Below are 24,398 nucleotides of genomic sequence, written 5' to 3'. Positions count from 1 at the left end.
GATGCGACCGGACGACAACCGATCCGGCGTGGTCGATTTCGCCGAGATCGCTGCGCGCTGGTACAGATGTGGCAACGCCTCCACAGGCAGCGTCTTCTCGAGGAAGTAGGTTCGGCCTCATGCGAACACCGTCGGCTCGTTCGATTCGAGCGGCAGTCGCGTCTGCGCTCGCCGTCGTCACCGTCCTGTCGATCGGCGGGTGCTCCAGCGACGACGAGAACGCCGAAGACATCTCCGTCGAACCCCGACCGCCGGCCGAGTCCCCCGAGGCGACCGTGACCCCCGCCGGAACCGTCAGCGCGTTCGCGCCCGTGGACGCCCTCACGTTCGACCCCGCCACCCGCACCCTGGTGGCGCTGACCGACGCATCGACAACCGTGACTCTGGTCCGCGACGGAGCCACGGCGCAGACCCAGGTGGTCGATCTGGGCTCCACGGGAGCAGCACTCGTCGCCGGACGGGACTCGACAGTGCTGGTGCCCATGGACGGCGCCGTCGCGAGGGTCGCCGTGGCGGACGGACAGCGCACCGACGTGCCTGTCGACGGTGACGCATTGTCCGCAGCAGACCTGCCCGACGGAACGACAGCCGTCGGCGACGACACCGGAGCGGTCCGCGTTCTCGACACGAACGGTCAGGTCACCACCACGGTCTCCGGCGGCAACGTGACCTCGGCCGATGCTCTGGCCAGCACACCGAACGGGGTCTCGGTTCTCGATCGTCGCCAGACGTCGGTGACCGACCTGAACCTGGACGACGGCACCCTCGGAGTGGCCCTGCGCGCAGGCGAAGGTGCCGCGGAGATGACGAGCGACGAGTTCGGACGCCTGCTGGTCACCGATTCGACCGGGACCGAGTTGCTCGTCTTCACTTCGCACGACCTGCTGATGCGGCAACGGTTTCCGGTCGGGTCGCAGCCGTGGGCGATCGCCTACGATGAGCAGTCCGGTGTCGCATGGGTGACGCTTCCCGCGTCCAACGAGGTGGTCGGGTACACACTCGACACCGGAATTCCGGTCGAGGCCGAGCGGTTGGCCACTGTGCGGCAGCCGAATTCGGTTGCTGTCGACGCCGACACCGGCGACCTGTACGTGGGTTCGGCAACCGGTGACGGACTGCAGCGGATCCCTGCTGCCGGTCGTTGACCTACAGGGACCGAGGAGTGGAGCCTGCAGGAACGACCGATAGGGCAGGAGTGGAGCCTGCAGGAACGACCGATACGGACTGAGGAGGCATATGGACGCGCATGACAATTCGGCACCTGGGCGCGCGAAGATGCCCGTCGGATGGGAAGTGTCTCCGTCCGACGATTGGGAGTACGTGCCGTTGCGGCTGCCACCGGATGTGACCCGTGTGACAGCTTCCATGCGCCTGGCGATTCAGGCCGAGTTCGGCGGCTGGGAACTGTCGCGGGTTCGGCTGTACACGGACGGCAGCAGGCGTGTGTTGCTCAAACGCAAGAAGACCGCGCATCACATCCCCGAGCCCGGAATCTGAGCATTTCGCAGTACTGTTCGACCGCACGATCGTTGAAACCGCAGTATGTGTTCGACCGAGCCAGATCGACCGGAGAGAAGACCGTGGGAGACCGTCTGTACCGAGTTCTGTTGCGCCTGATGTTCCTCGTTCCACCGGAGAGGATTCATCACCTGGCGTTTCGGGTGCTCCGCGTCGTCGCCGTGGTGCCGCCGCTCCGCTACCTGGCCGAGAAGATGTTCGTGGTCGTCGATCCGCGACTGCGCTCGACGGTGTTCGGCGTCGACTTCCCGGCTCCGCTCGGTCTCGCGGCCGGCTTCGACAAGAATGCCGACGGTATCGATGCGTGGGGGCCCATCGGATTCGGTTTCGCCGAGATCGGCACCGTGACAGCGCAGAGCCAGCCGGGTAATCCGACGCCTCGACTGTTCCGATTGCCTCAGGACCGCGCCATCGTCAACCGCATGGGCTTCAACAACCACGGTGCCGAGCACGCCGCCCAGCGTGTCCGTGCCAGGCGCACCGGTATCCCGATCGGTGCCAACATCGGCAAGACCAAGATCGTGGAGCCGGTCGGTGCTGCCGCGGACTACACGGCCAGCGCTCGGCTGCTGGGCCCGTTGGCGGACTTCGTGGTCGTCAATGTCAGCTCCCCCAACACCCCTGGACTACGTGACCTTCAGGCCGTCGAATCGCTGCGGCCGATCCTGGAGGCGGTTCAGTCCGTGGTGACGGTCCCGGTACTGGTCAAGATCGCCCCAGACCTGTCCGACGAGGACATCGACGCCGTGGCCGACCTGGCCGTCGAACTCGGTCTCGACGGGATCGTGGCCACCAACACGACGATCTCCCGCGCCGGTCTGCGGACCGACGCCGACGTGGTCGCCGCAGCAGGGGCAGGTGGCCTGTCCGGTGCTCCGCTGGCAGACCGCTCGCTCGAGGTGCTCAGACGTCTGTACCGGCGAGTGGGAACGCGTCTGACGCTGATCTCCGTGGGCGGTATCGAGACCGAGGCGCAGGCGTGGGAACGCATCACCGCGGGCGCGTCACTGGTGCAGGGCTACACCGGGTTCATCTACGGCGGCCCGCTGTGGATCAAGAGCATTCACCGTGGATTGGCGGCTCGGCTGGAGGAACACGGGTTCGCCACGATCAGCGATGCGGTGGGCTCGGCGAACCAGTCCTGAACCGTCGGGTGTCGAAACGAATCTTCCGACACCCGACGATCGATCTCAGGCCTCGTAGATGCCGGTGAGGACCGCACGACCGATGGCGTGCGAGAACAGATTGAAGCCGAGGTAGGCCGGGGTGGCCGTCTCGTCCACTTCGAGCCGTTCGACGTCCACCGCGTGAACGACGATGAAGTAGCGGTGCGGGCCGTGGCCTGCGGGCGGAGCCGCACCGATGTAGCGGAACAGACCGGCGTCGTTCTTGAGCGTCACCGCGGTGCTGGGAACCCCGGTCCCGCCGTCGTCGCCCGCGCCGGACACCAGTGAGGTCGTCCCGACGGGGATGTTCGCCACTGCCCAGTGCCAGAAGCCGGAAGCCGTCGGCGCATCGGGGTCGTAGACGGTGACGGCGAAGCTCTTGGTGCCCTCGGGGAATCCGGACCAGGACAGCTGCGGAGAGTTGTCGTGCCCACCGGCTCCCATGATTCCACTGACCTGCTGAGCGGCCAATGTCTGGCCGTCCTCGACGTCCTCGGACGTCAACTCGAAGGACGGTAGGTCCGGAAGCGAGTCGTATGGGTTGTACGCCACGATGGTTCCTTTCGTATCAGCTGTGCAGCAAGAAGTGTTCGAGTACCTGTGTACCGAACTCCAACGATTCCACGGGTACTCGTTCGTCGATGCCGTGAAACAACGCCGCGAAATCCAGTTCCGGTGGCAACTTCAGTGGAGCGAAGCCGAAGCAGCGAATACCGATGCGCGCGAATGCTTTTGCATCGGTGCCACCGGACAGCATGTAGGGAACTGTTCGACCGTTCGGGTCGTGGGCCAAGACGGCGTCGTTCATCGCATCGACGAGATCGCCGTCGAAGGTGGTCTCGTACGGTTCGAGTTTCGTGATCCACTCGCGTTCGACGTTCGGGCCGATCAACTCGTCGACCTCCTTCTCGAAGGCCGCCTGCCGGCCCGGCAACACTCGGCAGTCCACCACTGCCGTCGCCGTCTGCGGAATCACGTTGGCCTTGTAGCCGGCCGAGAGCATCGTCGGGTTCGCGGTGTCGCGCAGGGTCGCTCCGACGATGCGCGCGATGCTGCCGAGCTTGAGCAGGGTGCCGTCGATGTCCGGTGACGTCGGGTCGAAATCGAGACCCGATTCCTCCGAGACGGCCTGCAGAAACTGCGAGACCGATTCGGTGAGCACCAGAGGGAACGTGTGATTGCCCAGTTTGGCCACTGCCTCGGCCAGGTACGTCACGGCGTTGTCGTCGTGCAGGAACGATCCGTGCCCGGCCCTAGCCTTTGCCGTCAGCCGCATCCAGGCCAGGCTCTTCTCCGCCGTCTCGACCATGTAGAGCCGCTTCTCGGTGCCGTCCGGGCGCGCGACGGTCAGGGAGAAGCCGCCGACCTCGCCGACCGCCTCGGTGACGCCCTCGAACAGATCGGGTCGATTGTCGACCAACCAGTGGGATCCGTACTTGCCGCCTGCCTCTTCGTCGGCCAGGAACGCGAACAGGATGTCGCGGGGTGGGACGGTTCCGTTGGACTTGAACTGGCGGGCCAGCGCGAGAGCCATGCCGACCATGTCCTTCATGTCCACTGCTCCCCGGCCCCACACGTACCCGTCCTCGACGGCACCGGAGAACGGATGCACGCTCCAGTCGGCGGGTTCGGCGGGCACGACGTCCAGGTGTCCGTGGAGCAGCAGCGCGCCGCGAGAGGAGTCCGACCCGCGCAGCCACGCGAACACGTTGCCTCGACCGGGGGCCCCGGACTCGACGTACTCCGTCTCGTACCCCACCTCCTCGAGCTTGCTCGCCACCCACTCGGCACATTCCTTCTCGCCGACCGTGGTGTCGAGCTCCCCCGTGTTCGAGGTGTCGAACCGGATGAGGGAACTGACGAGATCCACGACTTCGTCGAGGGCAACGGTGGCGTCGATATCGGTTGTGTTTCCGGGATTGCTCACATCGTTGGGCACACGTCGTTCCTACCACCAGAATCCGCTCCGGGCACCATGAGAAACGGCCTCGAGCATGAACTGACGTGGGGATTTGGGTTATCGGGAACCCGTCGGATAATCTTACGCAGCACACAGCGGCCGGCTGTGAAAGCAACAAAAGAATATGCGGCAGTGGTCGCACTTGTCCGAGTGGCGGAATGGCAGACGCGCTAGCTTGAGGTGCTAGTGTCCTATTAACGGACGTGGGGGTTCAAGTCCCCCCTCGGACACCGTCTGAAAGATGTAGCCAGACAGAGATTTTCACAGATCTGAGTTGAGACAGACGAAACGGACCCTGATTCTTCGGAATCGGGGTCTTTTTCGTTCTGCACTCGCTTCTTTCGGCTCGAAGGGGCCGATGCTAGGAGACCGACGATGAACGCGATCGACCCAACCGATCTCGAGACGTGCCTGCGCGTGCTGAAGCAGGCCGCAGAGCTGGACAAGAACCATCCCGATTCGATCGCTGTCCAGCGCGCCTCCGGTGCGATGTTCAAGGACCTCAAGCGTGCTCGACGCGTCGCGGCGCGCAACGCCGTCAACGCGGCCGACCGTGCCGTCGTCGCCGCCACCGCAACAGGATCCCCTGACCGGATCGACGACGAGACCGCAGGCCTCTCCCTCACCTCCCGCGCCGAGGGAGACATCGCGGGCACGCTGATCAAGGCCCGTCCGTGCTACATCTGCAAGCAGCGCTACACCCACGTCGACTCGTTCTATCACCAGCTGTGCCCGGAGTGCGCGACGCTCAATCGCGGCAAGCGCAACGCTCGAACCGACCTGTCCGGACGGCGGGCGTTGCTGACCGGCGGTCGAGCGAAGATCGGCATGTACATCGCACTTCGACTGCTCCGCGACGGTGCTCACACCACGATCACCACTCGCTTCCCCAACGATGCCGTACGTCGGTTCGCCGCGATGGACGACAGCGATCAGTGGCTGCACCGTCTGCGCGTCGTCGGTATCGATCTTCGCGATCCGGCTCAGGTTGTGGCACTTGCCGATTCCGTCGCGGCCGAGGGACCTCTGGACATCCTGATCAACAACGCCGCACAGACCGTCAAGCGCTCCCCCGGCTCCTACAGCGCACTGGCCGATGCGGAAGCCGAACCGTTGCCCGCGGCCTTGACCGAGGGTGCAGGTCCGGAGCGCATCACGTTCGGCAAGACCAGCGATGCGCACCCCGCGTCACTGGCGAGTTCGTTGCCCGCCACCGCGATCGGCGGCACATCGACTGCTGCCCTGAGCGCGGACGACGTGGCCTCGCTCGCCATGGTCGCCGGCTCGGTCACGGCCGAGAGGATCGAGAGCGGACTCGCCATCGACGCCGGGGGTCTGGTACCCGATCTCGCCGAGACCAACAGCTGGATCCACACCGTCGAGCAGGTCGACCCGGTGGAACTGCTCGAGGTCCAGCTCTGCAATTCCGTCGCACCCTTCATCCTGGTCTCACGGCTACGTACCGCGATGGAGGCCTCGGAGGCACGACGCAAGTACGTCGTGAACGTCTCGGCCATGGAGGGCCAATTCGGCCGCGCCTACAAGGGGCCGGGGCATCCCCACACCAACATGGCCAAGGCCGCGCTGAACATGCTGACGCGCACCAGCGCGAAGGAGATGCTCGAGAGCGGAATCCTGATGACCGCCGTCGACACCGGCTGGATCACCGACGAACGACCGCACCCCACCAAGATGCGGCTCGCCGACGAAGGTTTCCACGCTCCACTCGACCTGGTGGACGGAGCCGCCCGGGTGTACGACCCGATCGTGCAGGGAGAGCTCGGAAACGATCTGTACGGCTCGTTCCTCAAGGACTACCAGCCGTCGCCCTGGTGATTTTCGCGTGCGTCCCCCTCGGTGAACGCGGACTGCGATACTCGTAACTCGAGGTCGTTGCGCGTGAGCGAACGGCCCTTCTTCACGCACCGATAGGCGGTCACCATGGGCGAGGACGTCGAGCGCCGTAAGTTCACCAGGCAGGACCGGCACGAGTTCCGCCAGAAGGTCCAGGACTGTCTCGATGCCCTGGCGGTCATGTTGGCCGACGAGACCTTCCACGTCGGTGAACCGCAGATCGGCATGGAAATCGAGCTCAATCTCGTCGACGACGACATGGAGCCGTCCATGGCCAACGCGGCGGTGCTCGACGCCATCGCCGACCCCGACTATCAAACCGAGCTCGGCCAGTTCAACATCGAGATCAACGTCGACCCTCGGCCACTGCGCGGTGCCTCGATCGCCGAGTTGGAGACGGACCTGCGCAGATCGCTGAATGCAGCGGACGAACGCGCCCGCACCTCGGGTAGTCGTCTCGCCATGATCGGCATGCTCCCGACTCTGGACGAGGAGCACTTCGAGCACCGGTGGCTCTCGGCGAATCCGCGCTACGACCTCCTCAACCAACAGATCTTCGCCGCTCGCGGCGAGGACATCGAACTGAAGATCGGCGGAGTTCGGCTGCCCGGTGCCGCTGCGGCCGAGGACCTCGACATCGTGACCGACACGATCCTGCCCGAGGCGGCCTGCACGTCGGTTCAGCTGCACCTCCAGGTGGCTCCGGACGAGTTCGCGTCGTATTGGAATGCAGCGCAAGCTCTTTCGGGCGTACAGGTGGCACTCGCCGCAAACTCACCGTTCTTCGCCGGTCGCGCGCTGTGGCACGAGACCCGTATTCCGTTGTTCGAACAGGCCACCGACACCAGGCCGCAGGAGCTCAAGAATCAGGGAGTCCGACCACGGGTGTGGTTCGGCGAACGGTGGATCACCTCGATCTTCGATCTGTTCGAGGAGAATTCGCGCTACTTCCCTGCGTTGCTTCCCGTCTGCAGCGAGGAGGACCCCAAGGCTGCGCTGGCCGAGGGCAAGACACCGTCGCTGTCCGAACTGCGCATGCACAACGGAACCGTCTACCGGTGGAACCGGCCGATCTACGACCGGTCCGGCGACGGCCACCACATCAGGCTCGAGAATCGTGTACTCCCGGCCGGACCGTCGGTGGTGGACACTCTCGCCGACGCGGCGTTCTACTACGGAACCGTCCGCGCACTGGCCGATGCAGACCGCCCGCTGTGGTCCCAGATGTCGTTCGACGCCGCCGAGGAGAACGTGCACTCTGCGGCCCGCGGCGGGTTCGATTCGATGCTCTACTGGCCCGAGGTGGGCTGGGTGAGTCCGCAGGAACTGGTGTTGCGTCGGCTGCTGCCACTGGCCGACGCCGGGCTCGCCGCCTACGGCGTGGACGCGACGGTCCGCGACCGCTATCTCGGGGTGATCGAAGCGCGGTGCCTGGCCAAGCAGTCCGGCTCGGTGTGGCAGCGCAACGCCGTCGTCGCCCGCGAACGCGCCGGTGAGAAGCGCGATAGAGCGCTCGCGGGAATGCTCGGTGATTACGTCACCCTCATGAATGCCGGAGAACCCGTGCACACCTGGACGAACTGACGGCGCGTCGACTCGCCGGGGTGACCCGCGTTAGTGTCGCTGGTATGAACTCGCCTGCATCCGACTCCCCCGATCGCACTCACGACATCGTCGTCTACGGCGTCACCGGCTTCGTCGGGAAATTGACGGCGAAGTACCTCGCCGAGCACGCGCCGGCAGACACCCGGATCGCCCTTGCCGGGCGCTCGACGGCGCGGGTGGAGGCCGCCAGGAAGGAACTGGGCTCCAGGGCTCAGCAGTGGTCTGTTCTCGAGGCCGACGCCACCGACGTCGCATCGCTCGAGGCCATGGCCCGATCGACCCGAGTCGTCATCACCACGGTCGGTCCGTACGCCAAGTACGGCTTGGAACTGGCAACGGCATGCGCAGAGGCCGGGACGGACTACGTCGACCTCACGGGCGAGGTCCTGTTCGCCCGCGAGAGCATCGATACCAACCACGAGATCGCTCAGCGCACCGGGGCCCGCATCGTCCACTCGTGCGGCTTCGATTCCATCCCGTCCGACATCGGCGTACACGCCCTGTACGAGGCCGTGACCGCGGACAACGCCGGTGAGCTGACCGACACGACCCTGGTGGTCACGTCGATGTCCGGTGGGGTCAGCGGCGGCACCATCGACTCGCTGCGTGGGCAGATCGAGGCGATGAAGAAGGACAAGCGGGCCCGACGCATCGCCGCGCGGCCGTACTCGCTCAGTCCCGATCGCGGCCTCGAGCCGCAACTCGGTCGCCAACTCGACACCGTGCTGATCGACGGCAAGAAGATCGACCCGAGCCTGCGTGGCTGGAAAGCCCCCTTCGTGATGGCCTCGTACAACACGCGAGTCGTCCGGCGGACCAACGCACTTCGCGACTGGGCCTACGGAAAGCAGTTCCGCTACAGCGAGGTGATGAGTGTCGGCTCGTCGTTCGCCAGCCCCGTCCTCGCCGGGGCTCTGTCCGCGGGGCTCTTCGTCGGCGTGTCCGCCATGACTGTGCTTCCGGCCAAGGTGCTCGATCGCATTCTGCCCAAGCCGGGCACCGGCCCCAGTGAAAAAGCCCGCGAGAAGGGACATTTCACGGTCGACCTGTACACCCTCACCACGTCGGGGGCTCGCTACCGGGCCCGGGTCAAGGCGTCGGGAGACCCCGGCTACAAGGCCACCGCGATCATGCTGGCCGAGTCGGCACTCGCACTCGTATACGGCGGCGACGCCCTGCCGAAGGCCAGCGGAGTGCTCACTCCCGCCACTGCGATCGGCGACGTCCTCGTGGACCGTCTCAATGCGGCCGGAATGGAGATCTGGGCCAAGCGGAACTGATCGACGGCCGCTACGACCGCGCGGAGGCCGAGGAGACCTCGGAATAGAGCTCCTTGGCTTCCTCGGTCGAGTCGACCTGTGGCGGTGAGCCGTCCAGAGGCTGGGTGGCAGACTCACGCAGAAATCCGACGGCGACGAGGCCGACGAGACCGCTCACGACGAGGTAGTACGCAGGGATCATCGGGCTACCCGTTGCGCTGACCAACGCGGAGGTGACCAGTGGCGTCGTACCTCCGAAGATCGACACCGACAGGTTGAAGCCGATCGACAGCGCCGCGTAGCGAATCCGGGTCGGAAACAGGGCCGGTAGCGTCGATGCGCTCGGCGCCGCGAAACAGGCCAGAACGAGGCCAAGCAGCAAGCATGCGATCAGCGGACCCAGCCACCCGCTGCTGCGCAGCAACAAGAAGCAGGGTACTGCGAGAACGATCTGCCCGACGGCACCGAAGACGAACACCGGTTTGCGTCCGATTCGGTCGGTGAGTCTGCCGACCCCCACGATGACGCTCACCACGACGACCATCGCCGACAGGACGAGCAAGTCCGCACTGAGCTGACTGCGGCCGACGACCTCGGTGAAGTACGTGGGTAGGTACGACGTCACCATGTAATTGGTCACGTTGTACAGCAACACGATTCCCATGCAGATCAGCAGCGCCCGCCAATGATCGGTGAAGATCTTTCCGATCGACCTGCGACCGCTCTCCTGCGCCTTGACCTTGTTGTCGTGTTCGTCGAGTTGTTTGCGGAACGCGGGCGTGTCTTCCAGCTTGAGTCGCAGGTACAGCCCGATCAGACCCATCGGGCCTGCGACGAAGAACGGTATGCGCCAACCCCATTCGACCATCGTGGCGTCGCCCAACACCGCGTTGAGGATCGTCACCAGGCCCGAGCCCATCGCGTAACCGACGAAGGTGCCGAAATCGAGCCAGCTACCGAGGAAGCCGCGCCGCTTGTCCGGTGAGTATTCGGCGATGAACGTGGTGGCACCGCCGTACTCGCCGCCGGTCGAGAATCCTTGGACCAATCGTGCGACCAGAAGAAGAATCGGTGCCCAGATACCGATGGTCGCGTAACTGGGGATGAGGCCGACGGCAAGCGTGCCGATCGCCATCATGATCATGGTGGCGGCCAACACCTTCTGCCGCCCGATTCGGTCCCCGAGCGGTCCGAAGAACAGACCTCCGAGCGGACGAACGACGAACGCTGCCGCGAACGTGGCGAACGTCGAGATGAGCTGCACCGCCGGTGTCGCGTCGGGGTAGAACACCTTGCCCAACGTCGCGGCCAGGTAGCCGTAGACGCCGAAGTCGAACCACTCCATCGTGTTGCCGAGAGCAGCTGCCGAGACGGCGCGCTTGAGCATCGGCTGATCGACGACAGTGATGCTCTCCTCCGAGAGCGCAGGCTTGGTGCGCATCCGTTTCGAGAACGCGTCGCGGCGAAGATGCTGGACGTGGCGGCGTCCCCACGTGGCCTGTTCTCGGCTGGGTTCGAGACTGGGCGCTGATGTCATTCGTTCAACGTTAGCCAGACAAACGATTCGTTTTCAAACGACCGCGGTGCAGATCGATGCACACACCTCGACGAATGCCCAGGTGAACGGGTGCAACGACGAATGTGCCACAGCACCTTGGCAATCGAGGCATTACGGTCAATGCGGACAGCTGCCTCCGCGGCGGATTGTCACCGGACGGGCGGGTACTGGCACGATGGACCCGTGCCGAACCACAACTACGGACTCACGCTGAACTGGACGGGCAACCGCGGCGCCGGTACCACCGGTGCCGCAGCCTACGACCGCGATCACATCGTCTCGGCACCAGGAAAACCCGACCTGCACGCGAGCTCCGATCCGAGCTTTCGCGGCAATCCCGAACGCTGGAATCCCGAGGAGATGCTCGTCGCCTCGCTGTCCAGTTGCCACATGCTGTGGTACCTCGGGCTCGCCGCTGCATCGGGAGTTGTCGTCACCGACTACACCGACTCCCCCACCGGAGTGATGACCGAGCAATCCGACGGTTCGGGTCAGTTCGTCGAGGTCACCCTGGCTCCGGTCGTGACCGTCGTGGACCCGTCGATGGTGCCGCGCGCCGAGAAACTGCACGCGTCCGCGTCGTCGAAGTGCTTCATCGCGCGATCGGTCAACTTCCCGGTGCGGCACACCCCGACGACGGAGGTGGCGTCGTGACCGTCCCCCTGATCGTCGACGTGGACACCGGAATCGACGATTCTCTCGCCTTGCTGTACCTGCTGGCCAGCGAGGATGCCGAGATCCTCGGCATCGCATCCACTGCGGGCAATGTGCCGGTGAACCAGGTTGCCGCGAACAATCTCGCCTGGCTCGACCTGTGCCGCGCCGGCGATGTCGAGGTCTCGCTCGGCGCACAGGTACCCCTCGTCGCACCGCTGATGACCACCGAGGACACCCACGGCCCGCAAGGTATCGGGTACGCGGAGCTTCCGGTGTCGACGCGGCCGCTGTCCGACCGGGACGCCACCACGATGTGGGTGGAGCTGGTTCGTTCGCGACCGGGCGAGATCACCGGGCTGGTCACCGGTCCGCTGACCAATCTCGCTCTCGCGATCCGTCGGGATCCCGAGCTACCTCGACTGCTGAAGCGACTGGTGTTGATGGGCGGCGCATTTCAGCACCAGGGCAACACGACACCGACCAGCGAATGGAACATTGCCGTCGACCCCGAGGCCGCCGCAGAAGTGTTCGCGGCCTTCTCCGGACTACCGCCGGAACGGCATCCTGTCGTCTGCGCGCTCGACATCACCGAGACCATCGAGATGACCCCCGAACACGTCGGTCGACTGGCCGCGCGGGCGGAAAGCCTTCCGGTGGAGTCGATCTTCACCGACGACGCACCGGGTGTTCGATCGATCGCGTCGAACCCGATCGTGCGGCACTTCTCCGACGCGGTGCGGTTCTACATGGAGTTCCATCGCGATCACGATCAGGGTTTCCTGGCGCACATGCACGATCCCTTCGCGGCGGCGGTGGCACTGCAACCGGACATCGCCGAGTATCGACGTGCGACCGTCGACGTCGAACTCGTCGGAACCCTCACGCGGGGAACGACCGTCGCGGACTGGCGCGGCATGTGGGGCAAGGCCCCCAATGCGGCGATCGCCGTGCACACCGATCCCGAGGCATTCTTCGACCGGCTGATCGAACGGGTCGGAGCGCTCGCCGCCCGGCTCTATCCCGCGGTCCCGGTCGCCGAGGCAGATTCAGGAATCGAAGGCGTCGAGTAGCTCCTGGGCGGCCAGCGCGGCAGTCAGAGAACCGTCGCGTACCCGGGCTTCGACGTCGCCGCGGATGGCCTTGACGGAGGGATTCTGCGCCAGCCTTCGCAACAGTTGATCGTTGACCATCGTCCACGTCCAATCGACCTGCTGCTTGCGACGCTTCTCTGCGAATTCGCCTGCGTCACTGAGCACTTGCTGATGGCGCAGCACTGTGTCCCAGTACTCGTCGAGTCCGGTGCCCTCGATGGCACTCATCGTCAGCACCGGGGGCTTCCAGATCGCGTCGTGCGGATAGATCAGCCGCAGCGCGCCCGCCAATTCCCGCGCCGCGTTCTTCGCGTCGGTCGCGTGCTTGCCGTCGGCCTTGTTGACGGCCACCAGATCGGCGAGTTCGAGAACGCCCTTCTTGATGCCCTGCAACTGATCTCCGGTGCGCGCAAGCGTCAGGAACGTGAAGCAGTCGACCATGTTCGCGACCGTCACCTCGGACTGCCCGACGCCCACCGTCTCCACCAGAATGACGTCGAAGCCTGCCGCTTCGAGGAGCACGATCGTCTCCCTCGTCGCACGTGCGACCCCGCCCAGGGTTCCCGACGTCGGAGACGGCCGAATGTATGCGTTCTCCTGCACCGCGAGGCGCGACATCCGGGTCTTGTCACCCAGGATGGAACCACCGGTCCGCGTCGACGACGGATCGACGGCCAGCACGGCGACCCGGTGCCCCTTCTCGATCAACCGCATTCCGAGCGCGTCGATGAAGGTCGATTTGCCGACCCCCGGCACGCCGGTGATTCCCACGCGATGGGAACCACCCGCATCGGGCAGAACCCGAAGAAGCAACTGCTGAGCCAGGTCTCGATGATCCGATCGGGTGGACTCGACCAGGGTGATGGCACGCGCCAGCCCGGATCTCTCGTTCGCTCGGACCGCGTCGGCCACCGCATCGATGTCGATGGTTCGGCCTCTCGGCGACGCTGCTCCGGTCGGGGAACTCGTGTTGTCGTTCGGAGAACCCATACTCAGGCGTTGGCCTCGCGTGGTGCGTGCCCGAGCGCAACGGACAGCTTCTCCACCAGGCCGATCGCTGCGTCGGCGATGACGGTGCCCGGAGGGAAGATCGCCGCGGCACCCGCCGCGTAGAGCTCGTCGAAATCGCCGGGCGGAATGACGCCACCGACGACGATCATGATGTCCTCGCGGCCGACGTCGGCCAAGGCCTGTCGTAGGGCGGGCACCAGCGTCAGATGGCCTGCTGCCAGCGACGACACTCCGACGACGTGAACGTCGTTGTCGGCGGCCTGGCGGGCCACCTCCTCGGGGGTCTGGAACAGCGGGCCGACGTCCACGTCGAAGCCGATGTCCGCGAACGCCGTGGCGATGACCTTCTGACCACGGTCGTGCCCGTCCTGACCCATCTTGCACACCAGGACGCGAGGCCGACGGCCCTCGTCCTCGGCGAACTGCTCGACCAGCGCGGTGGCGCGGGTGATGTTCTCGGATTTGCCTGCCTCGTCGCGGTACACACCACTGATTGTCCGGATTTCGGCCTGATGGCGCCCGTATACCTTCTCGAGCGCGTCGGAGATCTCGCCGACGGTGGCCATCTTGCGTGCCGCGTCGATGGCGAGTGCGAGCAGATTGTTCTCCATCCCCGGCTGATCCGACGCCGCAGCTCTGGTCAGATTCGCCAGGGCGGCCTCGACCTCTGCGGTGTCCCGCTCGGCCCGCAGCCGCTCGAGCTTCTCGATCTGCTCACGCCGAACCTTGGAGTTCTCGACCTTGAGCACCTCGATGGTGTCGGGCTCGTCGGGCACGTACTTGTTGACGCCCACCAGGGGCTGACGGCCGGAGTCGATGCGCGCCTGGGTGCGGGCCGCGGCCTCCTCGATGCGCAGCTTGGGGATGCCCTCGCCGATGGCCTGAGCCATTCCGCCCGCTTCCTCGACCTCGGCGATGTGTGCCCGGGCCCGATTCGCGAGCTGATGGGTGAGCCACTCGACGTAGTGCGAGCCGCCCCACGGATCGATCGGGCGAACGGTGTTGGACTCCTGAGCGATGAGCAGCTGGGTGTTGCGGGCGATCCGCGCCGAGAAGTCCGTCGGTAGGGCGAGTGCCTCGTCGAGGGCGTTGGTGTGCAGCGACTGGGTGTGACCCTGGGTTGCCGCCATCGCCTCCACACAGGTGCGGGCGACGTTGTTGAACACGTCCTGTGCCGTCAACGACCAACCCGACGTCTGCGAATGAGTGCGCAGCGAACGGGATTTGGCGCTCTTGGGCTCGAACTGCTGGACGAGCTCGGCCCACAGCAGACGCCCGGCCCGCAGCTTGGCGACCTCCATGAAGAAGTTCATTCCGATGGCCCAGAAGAACGACAGTCGCGGCGCGAAGGTATCGATGTCCATGCCCGCATCCAGACCGGCCCGGATGTACTCGACACCGTCCGCGAGGGTGTAGGCGAGTTCGAGATCGGCTGTGGCACCGGCCTCTTGGATGTGGTAGCCGGAGATGGAGATCGAGTTGTACTTGGGCATCTTCTCGCTGGTGTACGCGAAGATGTCCGAGATGATGCGCATCGACGGCTTCGGCGGATAGATGTAGGTGTTGCGCACCATGAACTCTTTGAGAATGTCGTTCTGAATGGTGCCGGCGAGCTTCTCCGGCCCGACGCCCTGCTCCTCGGCGGCCGCGACGTACAGCGCCAGGATCGGCAGCACCGCACCGTTCATGGTCATCGAGACCGAGACGCTACCGAGGTCGATGCCGTCGAACAGTTGACGCATGTCGTAGATGGAATCGATGGCGACTCCGGCCATTCCGACGTCGCCCTGCACCCGCGGGTGATCGGAGTCGTAGCCGCGGTGGGTGGCCAGGTCGAACGCAACCGACAGACCCTTCTGGCCGGCCGCCAGGTTACGGCGATAGAACGCGTTGGACTCGGCCGCGGTGGAGAAGCCGGCGTACTGGCGGATCGTCCACGGCTGGTTGACGTACATCGTCGGGTACGGCCCGCGGAGAAACGGCGGGGCACCCGGGTAGCTGTGCAACGGGTAGCCCTCGGCCTCGGCGGCTGCGCGGTCGGCCTCGGTGAACACCGGCTTGACGTCGATACCCTCGGGGGTGGACCACACCACCTGCTCGGGTGTGTAGAAGTTGGCCTTCGCGCCCTGCTGCACATGGGCGGTGACGTCCTCGGTCGACGGCGGCGGCGGAGTCGGCTCGTCGGGATCGACCAGTGGCACCTCGGCGAAACTTCCGATGGTGTGCGAGATTCGGCGCTCGTCGTTGTTCATGTCAGGCTCGCTCATCTCAGGCTCCCAGGGTGTCGAGAAGTTCGGTCAGCACTGCGACGGCGTCGACCTTCGCGGTCAGGAATCCATCGGGACGCGTGGTGCCCTCGATGCCGGCGAAGATCTTCTCGGGGCCGGCGAGCAGCACCTGCGTGACGCCTGCGGCCCGCAGTGCATCCACGGCAGTGGCTGCCTCGTCGGCGTATCTCTTGTCGGTTCCGCACACCACCGCTATGTGGGCTCCGGACGTCTCGACCGATCCGGCGATTCCGTCGACGGTCAGGGGGCCGGGATTGACGGCCTCGATTCCGCCCGACGCCAAGAGATTCGACGCGAACGTCGTTCGGACGTTGTGTTCGGCGACGCTGCCCAGCGGTACCAGGAGGACGGTGGGGCGCGCATCGTGCTCGGCCAGAAAAACATCGGAACGGTCACGGAGGGACTCGAACGCCCGGCCGTAGCGATACACGGTGGCCGAGCCCTGCTGTTCGGTCTGCTGGGGAGTCAGTGGCGCCTCGGCCAGATTGGGAAATTCGTTGACACCGGTCAGTGGAGTCACTCGATGGGCGATGTCGGAATCTCGTTCGGCGCGAGTCTTCTCGATCGCAGCCACGAGCGAACCGTCGTCGACGGCGGCTCGGAATCCACCCGACGCTTCGACGGTCTGGAAGAACTCCCAGGCCTTCGCGGCGACCGCTGCCGTCAGTTCTTCGATGTACCAGGACCCGGCACCCGGATCCAGAACGCGGCCGAGATGCGCTTCTTCGAGCAGGAGCAGCTGGGTGTTTCGGGCGATGCGGGCCGCGAACGTCTTCGACACCCCGGCTGCGCCGCCGTCGAGTGCCGCATCGAACGGGAGCACGGTCACCGAATCGGCACCGCCGACTCCCGCTCCGAACGAGGCGAGCGTGGTCCGCAGCATGTTCACCCACGGATCCCGCTGCGACATCATCGCTTCCGAGGTCACCGCATGCTGAGGAGCGTCGCCGGCGTCCGGCGCTCCGCACACCTGCGCGATGCGCGCCCACAGCGTGCGAGCGGCCCGGAACTTGGCGATGGTCTGGAACTGATCGTCGGTGGCGGCCAATCGAAACTCGATCTGGCGCAGAGCATCCGAGATGCCGATACCGGCATCGGTCATGGACCGCACGTACTCGAGACCTGCGGCGATCGCCGCACCGAGCTCCTGTGCATCGCCGCCACCGAGGTTGTGGAACACGGTGCCGTCGACCGTGATCGTACGAACCGTCTTGGCACGACCGATCGACTCGCGAGCCAACTCGAGTGCCTCGGCCATCTCTATCGACTCGGTTCCGCCCAATCCGGCTGTGAGAGTGGACACGCCGAGCCGGATGTCCACTTCGGCGCGCTCGTCGACCTCGGCCGAATCGAGCACCCCGAACACCGCGGCTGCCGCTGCGCGAACATCCCCACGCGCATCGAGCGTCAGCGGGGCGAGCTCGAGGAACACACCACTCAGAACCTCGGGCAGAGCAGTCGGATCGACACCACCGGCGCCGACCGTCAACCACAGGGCACTGGTGCCGTTGGAGAGCGAATCGAGTATCTGAGTGTTGAGTGTGGAGGCGTCGTCGGCGCCGTCACCGCGGATCGAACCGTGGCGGGTGCACACCTTCCAGCCCGCGTTGACGTCACGGTGCGGGTCACGTCCGCGCAGGTAGGGAAATCGGCCGGGTAGCGGACCTTCCGGGCGCTCGTCGAATGCGGTGTAGAGCGGGGACACGGTGATCCCGTCGTACGTCGTGGAATCGAGTAGACGTTCGGCGTCGGCGGGCAGATCGGCCACCTCGACCCGACGAGATTTGGCCAGAACACCGGCCACTGCCTTCTGCCAGGCCGCATGAGCGCTGCGTGCGGCATCTTCGTGCGACGCGATGGACACGTGTGCTGCTCCCTCGGTTCGGCGGGTAGTACTGAGCCCGACTTGAAGTGATGCTAACCCCACCGCATTGCAGGTTATCGTGAGGATCACCTCACGTTCGGTCGTGCCGCTCCCCTCTCGAACTCGCCGAAACCCCGAGGTGTCGTCTCGCGCCGGTACGCTGGTCTCTCGTGACCCGGCACCTGCGTGACGTTCGACTGATCGCGCTGCTGGCGGTTGTTGCCGTCTTCGCTCTCGTGGCGGTGTTCGCGCCCCATCCGAGTGTCGAACAGATTCGTGATTGGGGCGTCTCCGTCGGCCCGGCGTTCCCGCTCGTGTTCTTCGCCGTGCACGCGATCGTGACCGTCGCGCCTGTCCCGAGAACCCTGTTCACGCTCAGTGCAGGAGTTCTGTTCGGGCCCCTGACCGGTCTGGCAGTCACCATCGGCGCGTCGACGGTCAGCGCCATTCTGGCGTTGCTGTTGGTCCGCGCGATCGGCCGCGACGCCGTGGCAGCGCGGATGTCCCATTCGGTCCTGGATTCGGTGGACGAGAGTTTGCGGCGACGAGGCTGGCTGGCCGTCGGCTCTCTGCGCCTGATTGCGCCGGTGCCGTTCTCGGTGGTGAACTACGCGTGTGGTGTGTCGGCGGTCCGGCCCGTCCCGTTCGCGCTGGCGACGGCCGTCGGGATGCTGCCGGGCACTCTCGGAATCGTCGTGATCGGCGGAGCGATCGGAGGCGAGACGCATCCGGCGCTGCTGGTGTTGTCTGCGGTCTGTATCGCGATCGGTCTGAGTGGGCTGGTCGTGGATTGGCGTCTCTCGCGCGGTTCGCGGTCCGTGCCTGCACCCGCTGGCAGTCGACAGGTCGGGAACCTTGATTCGGACGAATCAAGCCTTGAAGCTTGACTTGATTACGTCAACGATCTAGCCTTGTCCAGATGTTCGTACTGACCGTGGACCAGCGACGCAGTAGACGCGACATCGATCGCGTGCCCGAACTGCTCGATCACTATCGCGACCACGAACTGATCCGGCCCTTCGAGCGCACCGCAGGGGACGAAGTGCAAGCCGTGTGCGAGGACGCCGCAACTGTCGTCTCGATCGCCCTCGAACTGGTCTCGACCCCGCACTGGAGCGTCGGCGTCGGCGTCGGCTCCGTCGAACTCCCGCTCCCCGCGACGACGCGCGCCGGCCGCGGACCGGCGTTCGAGGCAGCCCGAGACGCCGTGACCAGAGCCAAGAACGCCCCGGCCGCACTCGCCGTCAGCGGACCCGACGCCGCTGCCGCCGAGGATGCGGAAACTGCATCGACGTTGGTTGCGCTGCTCGTCATCAGACGCTCGGACCAGGGCCGAGAAGCGGTCGAACTCATGGCACGAGGGTTGTCGCAGACCGACGCGGCCGAACGATTGAAGATCAGCAAACAAGCCATGTCGCAACGACTCTCGGTAGCCGGCTGGCACGTCGAGAACGCGGGCCGCACCCTGGCGACTCGATTGCTCGACGCCGCGAACACGACGGGAACCCATCGGCCATGATCGTCGCAACCCTGGTGCTACTCGCACTGGCCGCAGTTGCCGCCACCGTCCCCGCCGGGACCGGAATTCGCCGATGGTTGCCGACCGTGGCCGCGGCGAGTCTGCTCGCGGCAGCGGCAGTCCTGGCCACGGTGGCCGGACCGGCCTACGGTCTCGGCCATGCCATCGGAGTCGTCCTGAGCGTCGCCGCTGCCGCCCTCGGTGGAACAGCAGTGGTACCCACTGTGTTTCGTGTCGCACGTCGACAGAACGACTCGACCGGAGAAAATCCGGTCGAGCCGCTTCGTGGTGGACTGACCATCGGCATCCTCGAACGCGTGGCCGTCGCCGTGTCGATCCTCGCCGGCTGGCCGGAAGGGATCGCCATCGTGCTGGCAGTCAAGGGACTCGCGCGCTATCCCGAACTGCGCGAATCCCATGCCTCCGAACAGTTCATCATCGGCACCTTCGCCAGCGTGCTGTGGGCCCTCGCCGCTGCCGGCGTCGGAACCGCCTTGATCAGCTGATCGAGGCAGACCTCAGCGCTGTTCCGGCTCCGCCTCCGGCGACGCCGCCAAGGCACCGACGTCGTAACCCTTCGACAGTTCGGGCGACGCAGCCAACGAGGTGTCTACCGGCTTGCGTGCCACTGCTTCTGCAGCCTTGACCGCCTCGGCGACCGCCGGATCGGTCTTGGTCTCGAACCATTCGGCCACCTCGTCCGAGTCGTCCTCGGGCTTGGGCTCGTTGCCGGCCGACTCGTTGGGCTCGTAGCGGAACACACCGTCCTCGCCGGGCGCACCGAGCGTCTTGGCGAAGCCCTTGAGCGCATCGCCGAAATCGCTCGGAATCATCCACACCTTGTTCGCATCGCCCTGCGCCATCTGCGGCAACGTCTGCATGTACTGGTACGCCAGCAACTCGGGCGTCGGCTTGCCGGCCTTGATGGCACCGAACACCTTCTCGATGGCCTTGGCCTGGCCCTGAGCTTCGAGATACTTCGCAGCTCGATCACCCTGTGCCCGCAGGATGCGCGACTGCCGCTCACCCTCGGCGGTGAGAATGGATGCCTGCTTGCCACCCTCGGCTGCAAGAATTCGACTCTGCTTGTCGCCCTCGGCCGTCTTGATCGCCGATTCACGATGACCTTCGGCGGTGAGGATGGTCGCTCGCTTCTCGCGATCGGCCTTCATCTGCTTCTCCATCGATTCCTGGATCGAGGGCGGCGGATCGATGCTCTTGAGCTCCACTCGGGCCACTCGCAGGCCCCAGCGGCCGGTTGCCTCGTCCAGCACGACGCGAAGTTGACCGTTGATCGAATCACGCGACGTCAGAGTCTCTTCCAGCGTCATTCCGCCGACGACGTTACGCAGCGTGGTGGTGGTCAACTGCTCGACGCCGACGATGTAGTTGTTGATCTCGTACACGGCCGACTGCGGGTTCGTCACCTGGAAGTACACGACGGTGTCGATCGACACGGTCAGGTTGTCCTTGGTGATCACCGGCTGAGGGGGGAACGACACGACCCGCTCACGCAAGTCGACCTTCGCACGGATGCGATCGACGAACGGAACGAGAAACGTGAGCTGCCCGGACACGGTACGGGTGTAACGGCCCAGCCGTTCGATCACGGCGGCCTCGGCTTGCGGGACGATCGAGATGGACTTGGCCATCAACACCGCGACGAACGCGACGATGACAGCCAGTGCGATGAGTGCTTCCACTGGCTACGGTCCCTTCCATACGACGGCGGTTGCGCCGTCTATTTCCATCACGGTCACGGTGGTGCCAGGGGCATAGACTTCGGTCTCGTCGAGTGGACGAGCGGTCCACACCTCACCACCGAGCTTGATCTGGCCTTCGTGGGCAGTGACCTGTTCGAGAACGACCGCACTCTTGCCGGTGAGTGCGGCCATACCCATCGGAGTATCGGGCGGAGTCGCGAAGCGTCGCAACAGAATCGGGCGCAAACCGAGAACCAGTGCCAACGACAGAACACCGAAGACGATCGCATCGGCCCACACCGGAAAATCTGTCAGAGCAGAGACCCCAGCAGTGCCGAGCGCGCCGCCGGCGATCATCAGAAGAAAGAAGTCGCCCGTCAGTGCCTCGGCACCGGCGAGAACCACTGCCGCTATGAGCCAAATGATCGCTGCCACAGCCTCCATCCAATCACGAATCGGACATCCGGCGGTGGATCAGCTGCTCAGGATGGCTGCTCGGTCACGAAGTCGACCAATTGTTCGACAGCGCCGATCAACGGTGCCTCGAGATCCCGAAAGCTCGACACCGACGAATACACCCGACGCCATCCTTCTCGCGGACTCCCCCACCCCAGCTCTCGGCAGATCCCGGTCTTCCAATCCTCGCCCCGCGGAATCTTCGGCCAGGCATCGATACCGACAGCAGCGGGCTTGACCGCCTCCCAGACGTCGATGAACGGATGACCGGTGACCAGAACGTGCTCGCCCAGCGACCTCGTCAACTTCGACTCCTTGGACCCGGTCACCAAATGGTCCACCAGCACTCCGACGCGACGGCCGGGGCCAGGACCGAAGTCCGCCAACCGCTCCCCCAGATTGTCCAGACCCTCGAGATGCTCGACGACCACGCCCTCCACCCGAAGGTCGTGTCCCCACACACTTTCCACCAGGGCCGCGTCGTGCACGCCCTCGACCCAGATGCGGCTGGCACGGGCGGTGCGCGCGCGCAGTCCCTCGACTTTGGTCGAGCCGGACGCGGAACGCGTCGGTGCCGCCGCTGCCGCTGCAGGCTTGGGTCGAACCAGGGTGACCCGACGTCCGTCGATCAAGAACGCTGCCTCGCGCAGGGCGAACAGCCGCGTCGTGCGGGCACCGTCCTCGAGCCGGACGAAATCTCCGTCGTAGGTGCGCTCGAAGCCGACCACCGCACCGCAGTACCCGGTACCGGCGTCTTCGACCACCAGTCCCCGCTCGGCCGACACCTCCGGTGCCGGAACCTTCCGCATGCGACTGTGCCCTTTGAGAATGTCTCCGCCGTACATGTCGTTCACGGCGACCAACGCTAGCGACACCGGCGTCCCGAGCACGGTTCGCCACGCCGACCTATGCTCGTGAGTCGTGTGTTCCTCCAGTACGAGTCTCGCCCTGTGGGCCGGTTCCTGGCTGGCCGGTGCCAGCTCGCCCGACGATGTCATCGACGCCATGTCCGAGTGGGCACCGATGCATCTCGTGGGTGCGGGCGATGCGGACGCGGCCACCGATTTCGGGCTGCAGTACCCCGGCTACGCCGATGGGATCGCAGGCTTGCTGCACGCGATCCGAGCGGCTGCCACTGCGTCGACGCCCGCGGCCGGGGATGATCGGGTCAAGCTCGTTCTGCCCGCTCCCGGCGCGGTGAGCGGCCTCCCTGCGAACACGGACTTCTCACGAGCTGCTCTCGGCACCGGTCAGGCGGTGGTGATCGGGACCTCGGGTAACGCCGGCATCGGTGTGGTGCCCGTCGTGGAGGGACCGGATGTGTTGCGCTGGACCGTGTATTCGATCGTCGTCCCCGAGCACGGTCGTCGGGATCAGGGCCTGGGTGAGGCCGAGTACGAGATGCGTGAGGCCGTGCGCGGCGCGGCGGACGCGCTCGCGCAGATGCAGTCGCTACCCACCCGAACCCTCGACACCGATCCGCGCACCCGTATCGCCGCACTGATCGCCGACGCGGCACGGCATCGCTACCCGGCCGACATGTCCGACAGAGCGTTCCGCGTCCTCGAATCGGCGGATCGAGTCGCCGCCATTCTGACGGTCGCAGCGGGATCGGCTCCGTCGGAGGCACCGACCGCGTCGGCAGCCGCAGCACGTGAAGAGCTCGTTCGACCGCTGTGGGCTGCGGTGCGCACCGCGCGCACCATCGCGGTCGCGACGAGCATCGAAGCGGCGATGCATTCCGCCTGACACCCCCTCGGCAGCGGGGTGTCAGGCGGATACGTTCACGACGTGGCAGCGGCGGGCCTGGACGGCCGGGTGGGCTGCTCACAGCACCCGACGGCGCAGCGACTGCCGTCCAGCGTCGAACCGTAGCCGGGCACACTGCCGAGGCCGCGGCATCGACCACCGACTCGGTATTCGTCCACGAGCTCGCGAATCATTCGCGGGAAACGCGCGTCGGATCCGGGCGTGCCCGCGCGAGCGAAGGCCATACCGAGTTCGCCGGCCTTCTCCTCCGCCTCGGTGTCGAGATCCCACACGACCTCGAGGTGGTCGGACACGAATCCGATCGGACACACGATCACGGCGTCGACGGACTTCTCCGACAGCGCTTCGAGGTGATCGCAGATGTCGGGGTCGAGCCACGGCACCTGCGGGGGTCCGGAGCGGGACTGCCACACCAGGTCGTAGTCGTCGACGCCCGAGGCGGCCGCGACGAGCCTCGAGGCCTCGGCCACCTGACGGCTGTAGAGATGACCGCCGTCCTCGGGCGGGCCGGCGTTGGCGTCGGCGGCCGAGGGAATGGAGTGCGCAGTGAACACCAGACGCGCACCGGCGCGGTGCTGCTCGGGTAGCGAGGCTCGCGCCGTTGCCACGGCGTCGCTGAACGCGTCGACCATCAGCGGGTGGTCGTAGTACTGCCGAATCTTGAGCAGATGGGGCGCATCGTCGCCGACGGCGGCGCGGGCCCGAGCGATGTCCTCGTGGTACTGCCTGCATCCGGAGTATCCGCCCCACGCGGAGGTGGGAAACACGAGGGCGTTCGTGATTCCGTCGGACTTCATGGTCGCGACGGTGTCCTCGATCATCGGGTGCCAGTTGCGGTTTCCGAAATAGATCGGCAGATCCACTCCGGCGGAATCGAATTCGACGCGGAGTGCGTCGATGATGTCTCGGTTGAGCCGGTTGATGGGAGAGACTCCCCCGAAATGCATGTAGTGCTCGACGACGGCATCGAGCCGCTCGGGAGGCACCCCGCGTCCGCGAGTGACGTTCTCCAGGAACGGGCGTACGTCGGCGGGCTGTTCCGGCCCGCCGAACGAGAGCACCAACAATGCGTCGAAGTCTCCAGGGGTGGTCATGTTTCCATTGTGCCCCCGTCGCAGA

General features: G+C 65.7%; 22 protein-coding genes and 1 tRNA gene. 13 read left to right on the top strand and 10 right to left on the bottom strand.

Annotated elements, in window-relative coordinates:
- The first annotated feature begins 119 nt into the window (after positions 1 to 119).
- From CH302_RS07655 to CH302_RS07645, 3 genes are all read left to right on the top strand, one after another.
- Positions 120 to 1,145, top strand: a complete 1,026-nt coding sequence (locus CH302_RS07655; protein WP_037189333.1) for a YncE family protein — start codon at positions 120 to 122, stop codon at positions 1,143 to 1,145.
- Positions 1,146 to 1,236: 91 nt separating this feature from the next.
- On the top strand, positions 1,237 to 1,497 hold the full coding sequence (locus CH302_RS07650; RefSeq protein WP_052047489.1) for a DUF5703 family protein: 261 nt from the start codon (positions 1,237 to 1,239) through the stop codon (positions 1,495 to 1,497).
- A gap of 95 nt (positions 1,498 to 1,592) precedes the next feature.
- Positions 1,593 to 2,663, top strand: coding sequence for a quinone-dependent dihydroorotate dehydrogenase (locus CH302_RS07645; RefSeq protein WP_037190025.1), 1,071 nt, complete (start codon positions 1,593 to 1,595; stop codon positions 2,661 to 2,663).
- Between the two features lie 45 nt (positions 2,664 to 2,708).
- Here the strand turns inward: CH302_RS07645 and CH302_RS07640 are convergent, their stop codons facing one another.
- Positions 2,709 to 3,236, bottom strand: a complete 528-nt coding sequence (locus tag CH302_RS07640) for a YbhB/YbcL family Raf kinase inhibitor-like protein (protein WP_037189334.1) — start codon at positions 3,234 to 3,236, stop codon at positions 2,709 to 2,711.
- A 16-nt stretch (positions 3,237 to 3,252) separates the two neighbouring features.
- Positions 3,253 to 4,584, bottom strand: coding sequence for a M20/M25/M40 family metallo-hydrolase (locus CH302_RS07635; protein WP_082323607.1), 1,332 nt, complete (start codon positions 4,582 to 4,584; stop codon positions 3,253 to 3,255).
- Positions 4,585 to 4,788: 204 nt separating this feature from the next.
- On the opposite strand from CH302_RS07635, the gene CH302_RS07630 reads away from it, so the two are divergent.
- The 4 genes from CH302_RS07630 (at position 4,789) to CH302_RS07615 (ending at position 9,383) form a co-directional block, all read left to right on the top strand.
- Positions 4,789 to 4,874, top strand: a tRNA-Leu gene (locus CH302_RS07630).
- A gap of 145 nt (positions 4,875 to 5,019) precedes the next feature.
- A complete protein-coding gene (locus CH302_RS07625; RefSeq protein WP_037189335.1) occupies positions 5,020 to 6,480 on the top strand; it encodes an SDR family NAD(P)-dependent oxidoreductase in 1,461 nt (486 codons plus the stop codon).
- Positions 6,481 to 6,585: 105 nt separating this feature from the next.
- A complete protein-coding gene (locus CH302_RS07620; RefSeq protein WP_037189336.1) occupies positions 6,586 to 8,082 on the top strand; it encodes a glutamate-cysteine ligase family protein in 1,497 nt (498 codons plus the stop codon).
- 44 nt (positions 8,083 to 8,126) lie between these two features.
- On the top strand, positions 8,127 to 9,383 hold the full coding sequence (locus CH302_RS07615) for a saccharopine dehydrogenase family protein (protein ID WP_037189337.1): 1,257 nt from the start codon (positions 8,127 to 8,129) through the stop codon (positions 9,381 to 9,383).
- 10 nt (positions 9,384 to 9,393) lie between these two features.
- On the opposite strand, the gene proP is transcribed toward CH302_RS07615, so the two are convergent.
- Positions 9,394 to 10,899 carry a glycine betaine/L-proline transporter ProP gene (proP, locus tag CH302_RS07610; RefSeq protein WP_052047490.1) on the bottom strand — a complete coding sequence of 502 codons (1,506 nt, stop codon included), beginning with the start codon at positions 10,897 to 10,899 and terminating at the stop codon, positions 9,394 to 9,396.
- 204 nt (positions 10,900 to 11,103) lie between these two features.
- Between proP and CH302_RS07605 the strand changes: the two genes are divergently transcribed.
- Positions 11,104 to 11,574: an OsmC family protein gene (locus CH302_RS07605; RefSeq protein WP_037189339.1), complete on the top strand. Its 471-nt coding sequence runs from the start codon at positions 11,104 to 11,106 to the stop codon at positions 11,572 to 11,574.
- A complete protein-coding gene (locus tag CH302_RS07600) occupies positions 11,571 to 12,647 on the top strand; it encodes a nucleoside hydrolase (protein WP_094649920.1) in 1,077 nt (358 codons plus the stop codon). Before CH302_RS07605 ends, CH302_RS07600 begins: the two co-directional genes overlap by 4 nt.
- Here the strand turns inward: CH302_RS07600 and meaB are convergent.
- From meaB to mutA, 3 genes are read right to left on the bottom strand one after another with little or no spacing between them, the layout of a single operon-like run.
- On the bottom strand, positions 12,624 to 13,658 hold the full coding sequence (meaB, locus tag CH302_RS07595) for a methylmalonyl Co-A mutase-associated GTPase MeaB (RefSeq protein ID WP_037189340.1): 1,035 nt from the start codon (positions 13,656 to 13,658) through the stop codon (positions 12,624 to 12,626). The two genes, CH302_RS07600 and meaB, sit on opposite strands and share 24 nt — an antisense overlap.
- A 2-nt stretch (positions 13,659 to 13,660) precedes the next feature.
- On the bottom strand, positions 13,661 to 15,931 hold the full coding sequence (gene scpA, locus CH302_RS07590) for a methylmalonyl-CoA mutase (protein WP_037190034.1): 2,271 nt from the start codon (positions 15,929 to 15,931) through the stop codon (positions 13,661 to 13,663).
- 16 nt (positions 15,932 to 15,947) lie between these two features.
- Positions 15,948 to 17,831 carry a methylmalonyl-CoA mutase small subunit gene (gene mutA / locus CH302_RS07585; RefSeq protein WP_037189341.1) on the bottom strand — a complete coding sequence of 628 codons (1,884 nt, stop codon included), beginning with the start codon at positions 17,829 to 17,831 and terminating at the stop codon, positions 15,948 to 15,950.
- 170 nt (positions 17,832 to 18,001) lie between these two features.
- Here mutA and CH302_RS07580 point away from each other — a divergent pair, with 170 nt between their 5' ends.
- From CH302_RS07580 to CH302_RS07570, 3 genes are read left to right on the top strand one after another with little or no spacing between them, the layout of a single operon-like run.
- Positions 18,002 to 18,718 (top strand): TVP38/TMEM64 family protein, encoded by a 717-nt coding sequence (locus CH302_RS07580; RefSeq protein WP_037189342.1) that lies wholly within the window; start codon positions 18,002 to 18,004, stop codon positions 18,716 to 18,718.
- A 32-nt stretch (positions 18,719 to 18,750) separates the two neighbouring features.
- Entirely contained in the window at positions 18,751 to 19,350 is a 600-nt protein-coding gene (locus tag CH302_RS07575) for a hypothetical protein (protein ID WP_037189343.1), read from the top strand.
- Positions 19,347 to 19,856 (top strand): hypothetical protein, encoded by a 510-nt coding sequence (locus tag CH302_RS07570; protein WP_037189344.1) that lies wholly within the window; start codon positions 19,347 to 19,349, stop codon positions 19,854 to 19,856. The genes CH302_RS07575 and CH302_RS07570 overlap by 4 nt, the downstream gene beginning before the upstream one ends.
- A gap of 12 nt (positions 19,857 to 19,868) precedes the next feature.
- Here CH302_RS07570 and CH302_RS07565 read toward each other — a convergent pair whose 3' ends face one another.
- From CH302_RS07565 to CH302_RS07555, 3 genes are read right to left on the bottom strand one after another with little or no spacing between them, the layout of a single operon-like run.
- The gene (locus tag CH302_RS07565) at positions 19,869 to 21,053 is read right to left on the bottom strand and encodes an SPFH domain-containing protein (protein ID WP_037189345.1); all 1,185 of its coding nucleotides are present in this window, start codon (positions 21,051 to 21,053) and stop codon (positions 19,869 to 19,871) included.
- Between the two features lie 3 nt (positions 21,054 to 21,056).
- Positions 21,057 to 21,488, bottom strand: a complete 432-nt coding sequence (locus CH302_RS07560; RefSeq protein WP_037190035.1) for an NfeD family protein — start codon at positions 21,486 to 21,488, stop codon at positions 21,057 to 21,059.
- 47 nt (positions 21,489 to 21,535) lie between these two features.
- The gene (locus CH302_RS07555; protein ID WP_037190036.1) at positions 21,536 to 22,354 is read right to left on the bottom strand and encodes a DUF3097 domain-containing protein; all 819 of its coding nucleotides are present in this window, start codon (positions 22,352 to 22,354) and stop codon (positions 21,536 to 21,538) included.
- A 76-nt stretch (positions 22,355 to 22,430) separates the two neighbouring features.
- On the opposite strand from CH302_RS07555, the gene CH302_RS07550 reads away from it, so the two are divergent.
- Positions 22,431 to 23,258, top strand: coding sequence for a hypothetical protein (locus tag CH302_RS07550; RefSeq protein WP_170946022.1), 828 nt, complete (start codon positions 22,431 to 22,433; stop codon positions 23,256 to 23,258).
- Between the two features lie 35 nt (positions 23,259 to 23,293).
- Here CH302_RS07550 and CH302_RS07545 read toward each other — a convergent pair whose 3' ends face one another.
- The gene (locus CH302_RS07545) at positions 23,294 to 24,373 is read right to left on the bottom strand and encodes a ferrochelatase (protein WP_037190037.1); all 1,080 of its coding nucleotides are present in this window, start codon (positions 24,371 to 24,373) and stop codon (positions 23,294 to 23,296) included.
- Between the last annotated feature and the right edge of the window lie 25 nt (positions 24,374 to 24,398).

It is taken from the genome of Rhodococcus sp. 15-2388-1-1a (genome assembly GCF_002259145.1).
Taxonomy (GTDB): Bacteria; Actinomycetota; Actinomycetes; order Mycobacteriales; family Mycobacteriaceae; genus Rhodococcoides.
Note: the sequence above shows the minus strand (reverse complement) of the source record. Positions and strands in the feature narration are given on the sequence as shown.